We start from the raw sequence: 13,823 nt of genomic DNA on the forward strand, positions 1-13,823 counted from the left end.
AACTGATCAACATACCTTTTTCGCGCTTGTATGAATCGCCGATCCGCTATATGCCTGTTGCTACTCTGCCAGTTCATGCGGGTTGGAGTTGTGTGGGCGCAGGTGCCGATGCCGATTGCGGGGCGGGTAATGGATGGGATGACCAATAAGGCGGTGCCGTTTGCGAGTGTGTATATCAACGCCTCCACGCGCGGGACAACGGCCGATGCCGAAGGGCACTACCAATTACCGGGTGTTCCGTCGGGAACGGTCGAAATTGTGGCGTCGGCGGTGGGCTACGAGACTGTTCGGCAGACAATGCGGCTGGGTGACATCAAAAATCGCCGGATCACATTTATGCTCAAGCCTGATGCCATTGGCCTGAAGGCCGTGACGGTAACGGCTAAACGCTCGGCTGCGTATAACCGGATGCTGAAACAGTTTAAGCGCGAGCTGTTGGGCGAGAACTCATTCGCCGATAAGTGCTTGATTACCAATATTGAAACGGTTGGCCTCACCGTGAACGACGGGCATCTGGAAGCGACCGCCGCTGAGCCACTGGTGATCGAAAATAACGCCCTGGGGTATCGGCTCGTCTACCAGCTTTTCCATTTCGATAGCTTCCGGGGAGCAACGTATTATGGCGGAGCAAGTCGGTTTGAGGCCATGAAACCGACAAACAACGAGCAGGCCGAACGGTGGGCCCGAAACCGGCAACGCGCCTATCTGGGGTCGGGGCGGCATCTGCTGGCCAGTTTGCTGGCAGGTACGTATGAGCAGGAAGGTTTTCTGGTTTTTGAGGCAAACTTCGATATCCCCGCTGATCAGTCGATACCAATTGCCCGCTTTGGGAAAGAACCGCCTACCAAAGCCGTTGTACCAGACAGCCTGTTCACCGCCACCGAACTGCCAGCCGAACGGTATTTCTATAGCCGTAAACCCCTGGAAGTATTCTACACCCGGCAACGCGCTGTAACGCCGTATCGCGATTTGCCCTACGCGTATTCGCTGATAGACATGCCGAAAGGACAGGCTATCGTGACTACGGAGGGGTGGGTGGTGCAACCAAACGGTATGGAAATGCGGGGCGCATTAAGTGCCGACCGCCTGGCTACGCTGCTACCCGCCGACTGGCAACCAATAGCCAAAAATGCGGGTACGCTAGCGGCGACTCCGCCAAACCAGGGTGTTGTTTTGCCCGCCGATGCGCTGATCGATTCGTTGGCGGCAAACTGGACAGCCGCTCAGAAGAATATGGCTTCTGCGCTGTTTCTGCATACAGACAAACCCGTGTATGTAACGGGTGATCCGATCTGGTTCAGTGGCTTTGTACTCGATCCAGCTACGTTGCTTCCAGCAGATCAGGCAGTTACGGATGAAGAAGTGCCGTTACATGTTGACCTGATCGCGCCGGACGGACGGGTGGTTTCCCACCAGTGGGTACGTGTCAGTGCAGGCCGGGCGTCGGGTAGTTTTCGACTGTCCGATTCGCTGGCCACCGGATCATATCGACTCAGGGCGTATACAGAAGCCGACCGGAACAACAAGCGCCCTGCCTTCGAGCGAAACCTATCGATTATTAAGGGACTGACGTTGGGCAACGATATAATAAGACCGAGTCGTTTGCGGCCAGACTCAAGCCGGGTCGATGTGCAGTTTTTGCCCGAAGGCGGGCGCTGGGTAGCCGGGTTACCGTCGCGGTTGGGTATTAAAGCCATCGACCAGCGGGGGCGTGGTCTGTCGGTGTCGGGCCTCATCCGGTCGCAGAGTGGCGCGGCGATCAGTCGATTTGTGACAAATTCGGTCGGTATCGGCAGCATCGAACTGGTGCCACAGGCTAACCAGACCTATACGGCCCAGGTACGTTGGGAGACCGATTCGGCGGTGATGACGTTGCCCGTCGTTGAAGCAAACGGGCTATTGCTGGCCACCGACATGGTTACCGACAGCACCCGGCTAAGCATCCGCATTCGGGCGTCGGCGCCACTGGCCACGCAACCCGTTTACCTGACTATTCAAAGTCGGGGGCAGTTGGTGCAGAAAACAAAGCTGCAACTTCAGAATGGCCAGGCTGTAGTAGCTGTATCGGCGGCGAAATTGCCCGTTGGTGTGGCACAGATAACCCTTTTCGATGCGCTGGGACATCCGCAGGCCGAACGGCTGGTGTTTATTCCTGAACGCTTTTTGCCCATCGTGGCTGATATAACAACCGATAAGCCCACCTACAAACCGCGCGAATCGGTGACGCTTTCGGTGCGGGTGGCCGACGGATTTAAGGAGCAACTGGCCTTGATTGGGTCGGTGGTGGTGACAGACGCGCAACAGGTGCCCGACGATTCGGTTGAGGCAACCATCCGAACCCACCTGTTGCTGACAAGTGAACTGCGGGGACGGGTTGAACTGGCGAATGAGTACCTGAGCAGCAACCAGATGGATGTGCGGCAGGCGCTGGATAATCTGTTGCTAACGCAGGGATGGCGGCGCGTGAACGGGCAATCTTTGGCTGACAAACAGCCCGCGGTAAATCCCGCTGTGGCCGGACTGGTACTGAAAGGGCAGGTTTTCGATAAGAAAGACCGTCCTGTTCCAGACGCGAATCTGTTGCTGACATTTAGCGGTGTGCCCAATAATTCATTCGCCCGAACCGCCCATACCGATCAGCAGGGGCGGTTCTCTCTCGATAAAATCCTGTTGGCTGATACCGCGACGGTGCAAATCCGGGCGATGACGGCCGCCTTTAAACCGATCCCAAATACGCGGGTTGTGCTGGATGCTCCGGGTATTCAGTTCGCCACGACGGAGTCAGGAACAACTAGTTCGGGAACCTCAATTTCGAGAACATCCGGTCCAGGTACGTTGCCGGACCTGACTGATTTACGGCCGTTTATAATGAGGATGCAACAACGCCAGGCCAGTGACCCTGATCAATATCGTAGCCAGGAGGCCCGGCAATTGAAGGAAGTCGTTGTAAAGGCCAACCTGCCGGATAGCAGGACTCAGGATCAGCAGATAAGCCGCTACGGGACCATTACCCAAACCGTGCTTTTCGATAAAGATGCCCGCGCTTATGAGAACGCCTACGAGATGATGTTGGGCAGAATACCGGGTGTTCTGGTCCGAAAACGACTGGCTGGTAATACCGTTGAACCCAGTGGCGGCTATACCGTGACTGTAAATGGGGCTGGTTCGCCGGGCCGGGCCGCTGCCCCACAATACCTGATCGACGGAGTGCTTATTCCAGAAAACGACGAAGGCACGGCGTTGCTTATGCTCAACCTGACCAACATAGAACGAATTGGCGTGATCAAAAACGGCGGTGGCGGAGGCATGATCGCGTTCTTTTCGGCAACAGAAAAAGCAGGGCAGGCCAAACCAGTTGACAAAACGGACCCTGAATTGACCGTCTACGGCTTTCAGGCAGATCGGCAGTTTTATACCCCCCGGTATGCTGGCCAGCCAGATAGCGCAACATACCGGCCCGACTGGCGGGATGTACTTTGCTGGAAACCAGTTATAGCCACAAGCCAGACCGGTTCATTTACAGTGACGTTTCCCCTGTCAGACAGTGCCCGTACCATTCGGTTACGCTTGCAGGGAGTAACGATCTACGGTCGGCCGGTGTCGATTAGCCGCTTAATAAACGTACGCTGAATGGGAAACGCGGCTTTTCTATTTTGGCAATATGAAACAACTATATGTCTACTTATCGGTAATCTGTTTACTTGTATTTTTGTCGCCAGTCTGCGCCCAGCAGTCGGCCGATGTGCCACCCGACCGTCCTGTCGTCATGAATGGCATTGAGTACGGCTACACCATCCGCAATGAAAGTAAGAAAGAGGTGGGCAGCAAAGGTATGTTCGGGCGTTATGAAGTCACGCTCTACGTGACGAACCGGAGTGGGTGCAGCAAGATCATGATGCCCCGCCAAACCTTCACCGGCCTGCAGTACCAGGATCAACTGGCCGATTTTGATTGCCTGAACGCGACCGGTATGCGGCTGACCTCGAAAAGCGCCACCCTGAAAGCTAAAGAATTTTATGTTCCCTACAGCACCAGCACCAAAGGCCCCGACGGGAAGGTGGTGACCACATCGGTGCAGGTACGTGTGGGTAATATGCTGCGCAATGGCGAGTCGGTAACCAATGACGTTATTTTCATTGTTCCCGAAGGCGAACGGCCAGCCCTGCGCGTACGGATGCAGGAACTGGGCGATTTCTGATTGGTAGTATAAATTTAAGTAGATCAATTTGCTTACTCTCCTTTCCTGATTGGCCAGCCTCCCGATGGGTTAGTGAGTCATGCATCAACGTTCTGAAAACCTTTGTCGCCAGTTATACCGTCAGCGTTGGTTTTACGGCTGGCTGGTGTTGCTCGTTGCAGGTCAGTTGAGTTGCCGACAGGCCGAGGAGGTGGTAGTTCCCAAAGTAGAGGTTCCACCAGTTGTGACCCCGCCTGTTGACGTCACGGTCACGCTGCCCGTGGTCTATATCGGTAGTTATGATGGCAAGCTCTACGCGCTCGATACACTGACGGGCCTGCCACGCTGGACCTTTCGGGCCGACACATCGATTCAATCCAGCCCGGCACTGGCGTATGGACTCCTGTTTGTGGGCACAAACGGAAATTCGCTCTACGCCATCGATGCCACAACCGGGAAACAGCGGTGGCAATTTAAAACGGGTGGCCTGGTCTATTCCAGCCCAACCGTATTAGATGGGCGGGTGTTTGTGGGCTGTAATGACAATTCCCTATATGCCATCGACGCCATGACTGGCCGGCAACTATGGGGCTACAAATCAGATTACGGCTTTTTTTCGAGCCCGGCTGTTGCCAACGGAATGGTGTACGTTGGCGGGCTGGATGGTAATGTATACGGGCTCGATGCAGCCACGGGCCTGCTTAAATGGCAATTTACAACCAAAAACTACATTCTCTCAAGCCCTACTGTTGTCAATGGCACCGTTTACATCGGCAGTAACGACATGTCGCTCTACGCAGTTGAGGCAACTACGGGCAGATTGCGCTGGTCGTTCCCGGGCGGAGCACCGTTTGAGGCTAGCCCCGTAGTAACCAACGACCTGGTTTACGCTGCCACTATCAATGGAACGCTGTATGCACTCGATACCAATACCGGTAATCGCCGATGGTCGTTTACAACACCGAATGGAGGAATAAGGGCCAGTCCGGTTGTGGCCAATGGCGCTGTGTACATAGGTAGCCGTGACCATTCGCTCTACACAGTAAACGCCCTAACGGGAGCCAGACTCTGGACCTACACCACCGACTTTGACATTTATTCAACGCCGGTGGTGAGCCATAAAACGGTTTATGTGGGTAGCACCGATATGCGTTTCTACGCCCTTGTTGCAACCACTGGTGCGCAAAAATGGTCGTTTCAAACGGGCGGGGTTGTGCTGTCAAATCCGGTGTTAGCCCAGAAATCTGCTATAGCGGGGACGTACCCAACCATCAGTGGAGGAAAATAATAAATGATGGTGGCTACTGGCGACCGAGCATTGTATACACCTACACTTGCCTTGCGTCTAAAGTCCAGCATCAAATACCTGTTCAAACTCAACGTATGTCGATTCGTCGTATTTCTCTGACTAGTCTGATAGCTTTGCTGGTAGGGTGCGTGAGCAGTTATGACCCTGAGCTATCGCTGAACTCCAGTCTGGTAGTGGTGAGCGGAATGGTTACGGACCTGCCTGGTCAACAGGCTATTACGTTGAATCGCTCACGCTCGAACCCGGATAGTGTGGCGGCCAGTACCGCCATTACCAATGCCAGGGCCGACGTGGTTATCAACGGTAGCGAAACACTGCAACTGAATGAATCGACGCCAGGTACGTACCTGTTTCCCGCTACGTTTCGGGGGCAGGTCGGTAACCGGTATAAGCTGCGTTTTCGGACGGCCGAAGGCGTACAGTACGAATCATCAGAAGAAACGATGATGGCCGTGCCTCCTGTTGAACGGGCTTACGATGAGTTTACGCTGCGTGGCCCCAAACAAACCGCCGATGGGACGCCCATACCCGCCAACGACATCTATATCGACTTTGCAGACCCTGGCTCTTCCCGAAATTTTTACCTCTGGCGCTGGCGACTTTACGAAATTCAAGCCTGGTGCGCTACCTGCAAACAGGGACGGTATATAGTTCGGGACATTGGCCCGGTAGGGGCGGGGCCTATCGAAGTAATCGGTTGTGTACCAGACCCGTCACTGTCGGTTACCAATCTGTTCGATTATACCTGCCGGGGCATCTGCTGGGATATCTTTTACAACACGGACATTAACGTGTTTTCCGACATATACAGCAACGGTCAGCGGCAGGTAGGCCGGAAAATTGCCAGTATCCCTATTTACCAGCGCGACCCTGCGTTGATCGTTATTGAGCAACTGTCCATTTCGCCTGATGCCTATCGCTATTACAAACTCTTCGTCGATCAGGTGCAGAATACAGGTACGTTGGCCGATGCGCCCCCTGCACCCATTTCGGGCAATATAAAGAACCTGAGTAATCCGGCCGAGAACGTCATTGGTTATTTCTCCGCATCGTCGGTGGCCGTTAATCAATATAAAATAAACCGGAAAAACGTAACGACGGGTAGCTATCGGGGGCTTTTCTACGCTCAGACTGGCCGGATTCCTAACGTGGAAGTACTCTCAGGTCAATACGGCGTGGGCGTACCGTCGGCGATTTGTGTACCCGGCCGCTACCGCACCGATCAGTTGCCGCCCGGCTGGAATCAGTAGTTGCTTTATCCGTTGCTCAGCTCATGAACCGACTTTTCCTGCTACTAAGCCTTCTCGTGGCGGCCACAACTGCCTGGGCTCAACCAACGTATACGGTCAGTGGCACCGTGCGCGACTCGCTGGGGCGGCCCCTGGCGGGCGCGGCCGTAGTGATCGACTATCGGCGGCTATTGACCGGAACCACAACCAACGACGCTGGTAAATACAGTATTAAACTGAGCCTGGGTGAGCATACACTGGTGGCGCGGCTGGTTGGCTACATGCCCGTTCGGAAGATCGTGAACGTATCGGCCGAGGGGGCGGTCGTGGACGTGACCATGATCACGGTGGCCAGCCAACTGGAAGAAGTAGTGGTTACCACAAAAGGCTTCGACGAAACGGTTCGGCAACCGTTGCTAGGCGTTAATCAACTCAATGTCACTACACTTAAGAAGATACCGGCCGCCCTTGGGGAAGTGGATGTATTACGCGGCCTGCAGATGTTGCCGGGCGTTACAAGCGTAGGCGAAGCCGCCAATGGGGTGAATATTCGGGGGGGCACCACCGACCAGAATCTGGTGCTGCTTGATGATACGCCGATTTTTAACCCAACGCATATGTTCGGCCTGTTCTCGGTGTTTCCTCCCGATGTGCTGGGAACAATCGATCTCTACAAAGGCAACGTACCGGCGCGGTTTGGCGGGCGAACGGCGGCGGTGCTCGACGTAACGCTGCGCAACCCGACGCTCGATAAACTCCAGCTATCGGGTGGCGTGAGCTTTGTGTCTGACCGCCTGACCGTCGATATACCGATCATCAAGGGGAAACTGGGTATTCTGGTGGCTGGCCGGGGGGCCTTCAACGACTTTTTGCTCCCTCGGATTTCCGATCGACTGGCCGACATCCGGGCCAAGTTTGGCGATGGCGCGGTGAAATTGTTCTGGCGGATGAATGATCGAAATACGCTGACAGCCACCGCCTACTACAGCAAAGATCTGTTTCAGACGGCCCTGCTGGCCAATTTGCCCAACGTAAACGGCACAGCCACGCGATACGACCACCAGACATTGAACCTCATGGCTCGCTGGTTTAGTCGGTTATCGGCCAAAACGGACCTGCAAACTACCGTGTCGTCGGTCGACTACGTACCCAAAATTTTGTCGCCCGAACTCAATTCAACCAACGTAGTCACCCTTGAATCGTCGGTAGTGCAGCGACAGGTAAAATCGAATCTGAATTACCTGCTGACTAACCAGAAACTCGAAATCGGGATCAGCGGTACACAGTATCAGATCAAGCCGGGTACGTTGTTGCCGGGCCAAAGTGATCGGGTCAATTTAATTACGACGCCGACCGAAAATGCGCTTGAACTCGCCCTGTACGCCGATTATGAGCGGAACGTCAGCGCCCAACTGGCCGTGTCGGTGGGGCTTCGTTATGCTCAGTTCCTGGCACTCGGGCCTTCGCTGGTGCGCCAGTACCGACCCGGCGAACCACGTGATGAGTTGTCGATTCTTGACAGTGTGCGTTACGGAGCCGGGCAGGTGAGCCAGACATACGGCGGGTTTGAGCCCCGGCTGGGTCTGCGGTATTCAATGGGCGCGAACGCATCGCTGAAGTTTGGCTATAACCTGATGCGGCAATACCTGCAGGTTGTCACCAACACCACTACACCACTGCCCACGTCGCGCTGGAAAACGTCGGATGCCAACATAAAGCCGCAGGTCAGCCAGCTCCTTACGGCGGGTTATTTCCTGAACTTCCATAAGAATGTGTACGAACTGACGGTGGAAGCCTACTGGCGGGAAACGCAGCACATCATCGACTACCGACCCGGCGCTGATTTTTTGCTGCAACCGTACCCGGAAACACAGTTGTTGCAGGGGCAAAGCCGTGCCTACGGGCTGGAAACGATGATTTCCAAGAAGAAAGGCGAGTTAACGGGCTGGCTCAATTACACCTATGCCCGCACTATGAACCAGGTGTATGAAGGCCCCGCCGTGTCGCAAAACGTGAACGGCGGGGCCTGGTACCAGGCCAATTATGACCGTCCCCACACGGTAAACGCGGCTATAACGATCGACGCCGACCGCCACAATAGTTTCGGATTCACCTTTGCCTACAGTACGGGACGCCCTTATACGGCACCGACTGGGTACGTTACCATTGATGATAATCAGTATCCCTACTACGGTGAACGCAACCAGGCGCGGCTCCCCGATTATCACCGCCTCGATTTCGTTTGGAACATCTACAATCCAAGTATGAAGAAACGCCGTTGGGAAGGCCGCTGGGCGTTTACCATCTACAACCTGTATGGCCGTAAGAATGCGTATTCGGTCTTTTTCAAGACAGAGAACGGAAAAACGAGCGCCTACCAGTTGCAGATTTTTGCCGCCCCCATTGCATCGCTTGCCTATAATTTCGTATTCAAGTAGCTGATAACGAATCAACTAGTACTTGTCGCCTACGCCTGCGCCGGTTTGTAGCCCTTTTCAACAACGCTCTTGACGAGGCCACGAAACCAGTTCAGTGGAATAAGCCGACGAATGAACAGCAGGAAGCTGACAGAGGCCCCGCCCGACACGTACCTGAGCCGGTCTGAAGTGTCAGTAGCGGCCTCGAACAGCGTTTTCGCCACTACCTCTGGACCCGGCGCGTCGGCGCCGGCTTTTTGCGAATTCGCGAAGGTGATCTTCACATACTCATCGTAGGCCGTAAGACCGGGCTTTTGCAACGTATCTTGCGAACGATCGTAGAAATCGGTTTTAATGGCACCCGGTTCGATATTTTTAACGCGAATGTTGAACGGTTTCAATTCAAACGACAGGGCTTCGGTGAACCCTTCAACTGCCCATTTGGTGCCGTGGTAGATGCTATAGATCGGGAACGTGATCAGTCCGCCCATCGAGGTCACGGTCAGGATCGTGCCACTGCGCCGTTCCCGGAAATAGGGAAGAATCTCGCGGATGACGTTCATGACACCGAACACATTTGTATCGAACTGGCGCTGCACCTGCTCGGGTGTGGCGGCTTCAAACGCTCCCACGGCTCCATAGCCAGCGTTGTTGATAATGGCGTCGATGCTGCCAAAAGCCGTGATCGTATCGGCAATAGCCTGTCGAATAGAGTCGGCGTCGAGCACGTCGAGCCGGAAGAGTTTGACATTGGGCAAGGTACCCAACAGCGTTTCTTTTTCGGGCGAACGCATCGTGGCCGCCACATTCCAGCCTTGCTGTGAAAAATAAGTAACGGCCGCTTTACCAATACCCGACGACGTACCTGTAATGAGAACTGTCTTGTTCATGATCAGTGAAATGATTAAATATTCAGTTAAATACTAAAAATGTATACTGGTTTTCGGTCTGTTAAAAAATAGTTACCGTTTGATACCGTCCCAGAGTACGGAGAATGCGGTAGTCCAGTCTGCTTCGGAAATGGGTTGTTTGGTGTACAGTACTTGTTTCGCTAATTCGTTCAGCATACCGCAAACGAGCGTAACCAGCAAGTCAGGATTTACCTCCTTGATAATTGTCTCAGCTTGTCCGCGTCGCACTATATCGTAGATAGGTTGCAGGGCTGACTGTTCTTCGGCCTGCGATATCTCGGTCTCTTCGTAGAATGGCGACCGGAAATACTGCTCAAAAAATGCGTTATATTCAGGATGTTCCGTGTTTTCAGTCAAGTAGTTACGCGCCATTTTCTGAATCTGTACCCGCACCGGATCTGTTGCCAGTATGCCAGCGGTAAGGTCGCTTAGTGAATGACGAAGCAGGTACGTATACAGGCGGGCAATCAGGGCGGGCTTATCGGCAAAATAGATATAGACCGTACCGGTAGCGACACCCGCTTCCCGGGCAAGATCGGCCATTTTAAGACCCGCCAATCCGGTTTGGGTAATTAGCCGCAGGGCGGTATTAAGAATAAGGGTTTCTTTTGCTTCGTCTCTTGGGCGCATTGTTCTTCCACATTGATGAGACAAAGATAGTTGAATAAAGATTCAGTATTACGGAATAAATGAATTTTTATTCACTATATGCATAAACCTGTAAAATCTTCGGGGACCTTACAGGGTTGGGGCCGGCATCGGCATCACCAGTTTTACATGGGTAGTAGCGAACCCCATTCGTTCATAAAATTCGTGGGTGCGGGTACGGCGACGATTGGAGGTTACTTCCAGATTGATCCACCCTTCCTGCTGGGCCATTGTCACCAGATGTTCCACCAGTTGCTGGCCTACGCCTTTGCTGCGCCAGTTGGGTAGGACGTACATTTCCTGAATTTCACCAACCAGCCCTGCATGATGGAGTAGTCCCTGCACGTGGCAGTTTAGAAACCCTACAGGTACGTTGTCGGCCTCGGCGAGTAGGTACCGAACGCGTGGATCAGCTACGTTTTCCAGAAAGATACGCTCGAACGCGGCCCGATTAAGGGTCATTTCCTCCAGATCGCAGAGGCAATCATAGAGGAACGGAAGATCGGTAGAGCGGGCCGGGCGAAGGGAGATCATCAGCAGAGAATGTAAGCCTATAAGGTCCCTGAAGACCTTATAGGTTTGGCTTCGGGCTCACAGATTTTTGTCTTTCATGTATTTGTCCAGGTCGGCGCGGGGCATGGGTACTTTGTCGGGGTTGGCATCGATCCACTTTTTAAACGCCTGGGTAATGTCGGCGGTCCAGGCCTGATCGATCTGGCCGGGTGTAAATTTACCTTCACGCAGCATCTGGTGGCCAAATTTGTCTTTCAGGGAGATGAATTCGGCACTCAGAATTACTTTTTCGGCGAGGTGAGCCGGAATAAATACAATGCCTTCTTTTTTAGCCAGCACCACGTCGCCCGGTACCACCACCGCCCGCCCAATCCGAATAGGGCAGTTCACGCAGGTCATGGTCATGTCCATAATGTAGCTGGGGTCGAAACCACGTACCCAGCCATTGAACCCCTGAATTTCTTCCAGCCCTTCCAGGTCGCGCACGCTGCCGTCGAAGATGACGCCGGTTTTCGATTTGGCATAGATCGAATTACCGAGGTTGTCGCCGATCAGGGTGCCATTCACGATTTTTCCCATGCCATCGGCTACATACACATCGCCGTTCTGAAGCATGTCGATGGGCCATGAGTTGGTATTGCCCGACCGTCCCTGCGTTTTGCCTAGTTCCTTGATTGGTTTCTCCATGTCGGGCCGGGCGGGCATGTATTGCGCCGTCAGCACACGCCCCACCATCGCGGCTTCGGGCCGGATGATCTGCCAGTTGCCTTCAAACTGGTTATGATAGCCTTCGTTGCGCAGTACGCCCCAGGCTTCTTCCAGCGACACGTTTTTGAGGCGGGCCAGCAGGGCGTCGGCTACTTTCGGTCGACCATCGGCGCTGCGTTCACCTTTCCAATCGGCGGTGTAAAATTGTAATTGCTCTTTCGACAGTTGAATCTGAGCCAGTGCCGGCAGGCTGAAAACGGCAAAAAGGAGGGGTAAAACAAGTTTGTTCATAGAGGTAGATTGGCTATAAGGAATTTACTGATAGAAGGGTAGGCGGTAAGTAAATTACTTAACACAGACCGTTTTAGTCCTAATAAATCCTGCTTATTAACCACTTATATGAAAAAAGCCCTACTCGATTTCCTGCGTCAATCCGCCCCGATCGGGTCTCCGCAGGCCGACCGTGCCGCCCTCACTAGCTCGCCGCCGCTGATTGTCCCTAAGGCCGCGTCGCGGCGCGAGTTCATGCAAAAATCTGTTCTTGGTGGTCTTTCAGTTGGCTTAGCGTTCGACAATGTAAAAGGACCATATGGTGTAGACCAGGAACTGGAATTCACGACCCAGCGTGTCAATCGCGATTCGAAACCATCGGATCTGAAAATTACCGATCTGCGCATTGCCAACCTGGCAGGTGTGCCATTTGGCAGCCCGATTATCAAAATCGAAACCAACCAGGGTTTAGTGGGCTGGGGTGAAGTGCGCGATGGGGCCAGCCCCAACTACGCACTTATGCTGAAGTCGCGGCTGCTGGGCAAAAACCCCTGTAACGTCGAGCAGTTGTTTAAGATACTGAAGCCATTTGGCGGTCACGGCCGGGCGGCGGGTGGCGTCTGCGGGGTAGAAATGGCCCTTTGGGATTTGGCCGGAAAAGCCTATAACGTACCTGTCTATCAGATGCTTGGCGGCAAATACCGCGATACGGTTCGCCTGTATGCCGATACACCCGAAGGCAAGACATATGACGATTTTGCCGAGAATATGAAAAAGCGGAAGGGCCAGGGCTACACGTTCCTGAAAATGGATTTTGGCATAGGTATGCTGGCCGGCCAGAAAGACATGCTCGTTGGGGCCAACGTCTGGGACATCACGAATCAGTATGGTGGAAAGGAAAATAAAGTAGGTAACTACGGTATGACCAAGCACCCCTTCACACGTATTCAGGTAACCAAAAAAGGACTTGATAAACTGGTAGAGCACGTAGCGAAAGTACGTGAGATCGTAGGTTATGATACGCCGCTTGCCGCCGACCATTTTGGTCATTTCGATGTGAACACGGCCATTCAGATTGGCAAGGCGATGGAACCGTTCCGGCTCGCCTGGCTCGAAGACCTGGTGCCCTGGTTCTACGCCGACCAGTGGAAACAGATTTCCGACGCGATTGAAACGCCCACGCTGACGGGCGAAGATATTTTCCTGAAAGAAGAGTTCATCAAACTCATCGACAAGCGCGCCGTCGATATGATCCACCCGGACCTGGCCTCGTCGGGTGGCATTCTGGAAACCAAGAAGATTGGTGATTATGCTGAAGAGGCTGGCATTCCGATGGCGATGCACTTCGCTGGCTCGCCGATTTCCATGATGGCCAATGTGCATTGTGCGGCAGCGACCGAAAACTTTGTGGCCCTTGAACACCACGGCGTTGATGTAGAAGGCTGGGAGGATATCGTAACCGGCCTGAAACCGATTGTCGATAACGGCTTTGTGAAGGTGCCCGACAAACCCGGACTGGGCGTTGAGCTCAACGAAGAAGCCGCCAGGAAGTTCCTGAAAAAAGGCACACCCTGGTTTGCGCCCACCGAGGTCTGGAACACGAAAGATTCCTGGGATCGGGAGTGGAGCTAACGTAACACG

At 53.8% G+C, this 13,823-nt stretch carries 10 protein-coding genes; 6 read left to right on the forward strand and 4 right to left on the reverse strand.

The window, feature by feature from the left end; translation table 11 throughout:
• Positions 1–30: 30 nt before the first annotated feature.
• From ACFE8Q_RS24925 to ACFE8Q_RS24945, 5 genes are all read left to right on the forward strand, one after another.
• Positions 31–3,630, forward strand: coding sequence for a carboxypeptidase-like regulatory domain-containing protein (locus ACFE8Q_RS24925; RefSeq protein WP_375448163.1), 3,600 nt, complete (start codon positions 31–33; stop codon positions 3,628–3,630).
• A gap of 31 nt (positions 3,631–3,661) precedes the next feature.
• Positions 3,662–4,198 (forward strand): ABC transporter permease, encoded by a 537-nt coding sequence (locus ACFE8Q_RS24930; RefSeq protein WP_375448164.1) that lies wholly within the window; start codon positions 3,662–3,664, stop codon positions 4,196–4,198.
• Between the two features lie 79 nt (positions 4,199–4,277).
• Positions 4,278–5,465: a PQQ-binding-like beta-propeller repeat protein gene (locus ACFE8Q_RS24935; RefSeq protein WP_375448165.1), complete on the forward strand. Its 1,188-nt coding sequence runs from the start codon at positions 4,278–4,280 to the stop codon at positions 5,463–5,465.
• Between the two features lie 95 nt (positions 5,466–5,560).
• Entirely contained in the window at positions 5,561–6,736 is a 1,176-nt protein-coding gene (locus tag ACFE8Q_RS24940) for a DUF4249 domain-containing protein (RefSeq protein WP_375448166.1), read from the forward strand.
• 23 nt (positions 6,737–6,759) lie between these two features.
• Positions 6,760–9,153 (forward strand): carboxypeptidase regulatory-like domain-containing protein, encoded by a 2,394-nt coding sequence (locus ACFE8Q_RS24945; RefSeq protein ID WP_375448167.1) that lies wholly within the window; start codon positions 6,760–6,762, stop codon positions 9,151–9,153.
• A gap of 29 nt (positions 9,154–9,182) precedes the next feature.
• On the opposite strand, the gene ACFE8Q_RS24950 is transcribed toward ACFE8Q_RS24945, so the two are convergent.
• The 4 genes from ACFE8Q_RS24950 to ACFE8Q_RS24965 all read right to left on the reverse strand — a co-directional run bounded on the left by ACFE8Q_RS24950 (position 9,183) and on the right by ACFE8Q_RS24965 (position 12,203).
• Positions 9,183–10,022 (reverse strand): SDR family oxidoreductase, encoded by an 840-nt coding sequence (locus ACFE8Q_RS24950; protein ID WP_375448168.1) that lies wholly within the window; start codon positions 10,020–10,022, stop codon positions 9,183–9,185.
• 72 nt (positions 10,023–10,094) lie between these two features.
• Positions 10,095–10,673, reverse strand: coding sequence for a TetR/AcrR family transcriptional regulator (locus ACFE8Q_RS24955; RefSeq protein ID WP_375448169.1), 579 nt, complete (start codon positions 10,671–10,673; stop codon positions 10,095–10,097).
• Between the two features lie 108 nt (positions 10,674–10,781).
• Entirely contained in the window at positions 10,782–11,225 is a 444-nt protein-coding gene (locus tag ACFE8Q_RS24960) for a GNAT family N-acetyltransferase (RefSeq protein WP_375448170.1), read from the reverse strand.
• 57 nt (positions 11,226–11,282) lie between these two features.
• The gene (locus tag ACFE8Q_RS24965) at positions 11,283–12,203 is read right to left on the reverse strand and encodes an RraA family protein (protein WP_375448171.1); all 921 of its coding nucleotides are present in this window, start codon (positions 12,201–12,203) and stop codon (positions 11,283–11,285) included.
• Between the two features lie 108 nt (positions 12,204–12,311).
• On the opposite strand from ACFE8Q_RS24965, the gene ACFE8Q_RS24970 reads away from it, so the two are divergent.
• Positions 12,312–13,814 (forward strand): mandelate racemase/muconate lactonizing enzyme family protein, encoded by a 1,503-nt coding sequence (locus ACFE8Q_RS24970; RefSeq protein WP_375448172.1) that lies wholly within the window; start codon positions 12,312–12,314, stop codon positions 13,812–13,814.
• The last annotated feature ends 9 nt before the right edge of the window (positions 13,815–13,823 follow it).

The organism is uncultured Fibrella sp., assembly GCF_964250085.1.
In the GTDB taxonomy this organism is placed as follows: Bacteria; Bacteroidota; Bacteroidia; order Cytophagales; family Spirosomataceae; genus Fibrella.

Bases quoted from the DNA above. Each gene is read 5' to 3' on its own strand.
- ACFE8Q_RS24945 (WP_375448167.1), top strand. From the start codon at position 6,760: ATGAACCGACTTTTCCTGCTACTAAGCCTTCTCGTGGCGGCCACAACT.
- ACFE8Q_RS24935 (WP_375448165.1), top strand. From the start codon at position 4,278: ATGCATCAACGTTCTGAAAACCTTTGTCGCCAGTTATACCGTCAGCGT.
- ACFE8Q_RS24965 (WP_375448171.1), bottom strand. From the start codon at position 12,203: ATGAACAAACTTGTTTTACCCCTCCTTTTTGCCGTTTTCAGCCTGCCG.
- ACFE8Q_RS24970 (WP_375448172.1), top strand. From the start codon at position 12,312: ATGAAAAAAGCCCTACTCGATTTCCTGCGTCAATCCGCCCCGATCGGG.
- ACFE8Q_RS24950 (WP_375448168.1), bottom strand. From the start codon at position 10,022: ATGAACAAGACAGTTCTCATTACAGGTACGTCGTCGGGTATTGGTAAA.
- ACFE8Q_RS24930 (WP_375448164.1), top strand. From the start codon at position 3,662: ATGAAACAACTATATGTCTACTTATCGGTAATCTGTTTACTTGTATTT.
- ACFE8Q_RS24940 (WP_375448166.1), top strand. From the start codon at position 5,561: ATGTCGATTCGTCGTATTTCTCTGACTAGTCTGATAGCTTTGCTGGTA.
- ACFE8Q_RS24960 (WP_375448170.1), bottom strand. From the start codon at position 11,225: ATGATCTCCCTTCGCCCGGCCCGCTCTACCGATCTTCCGTTCCTCTAT.
- ACFE8Q_RS24925 (WP_375448163.1), top strand. From the start codon at position 31: ATGAATCGCCGATCCGCTATATGCCTGTTGCTACTCTGCCAGTTCATG.
- ACFE8Q_RS24955 (WP_375448169.1), bottom strand. From the start codon at position 10,673: ATGCGCCCAAGAGACGAAGCAAAAGAAACCCTTATTCTTAATACCGCC.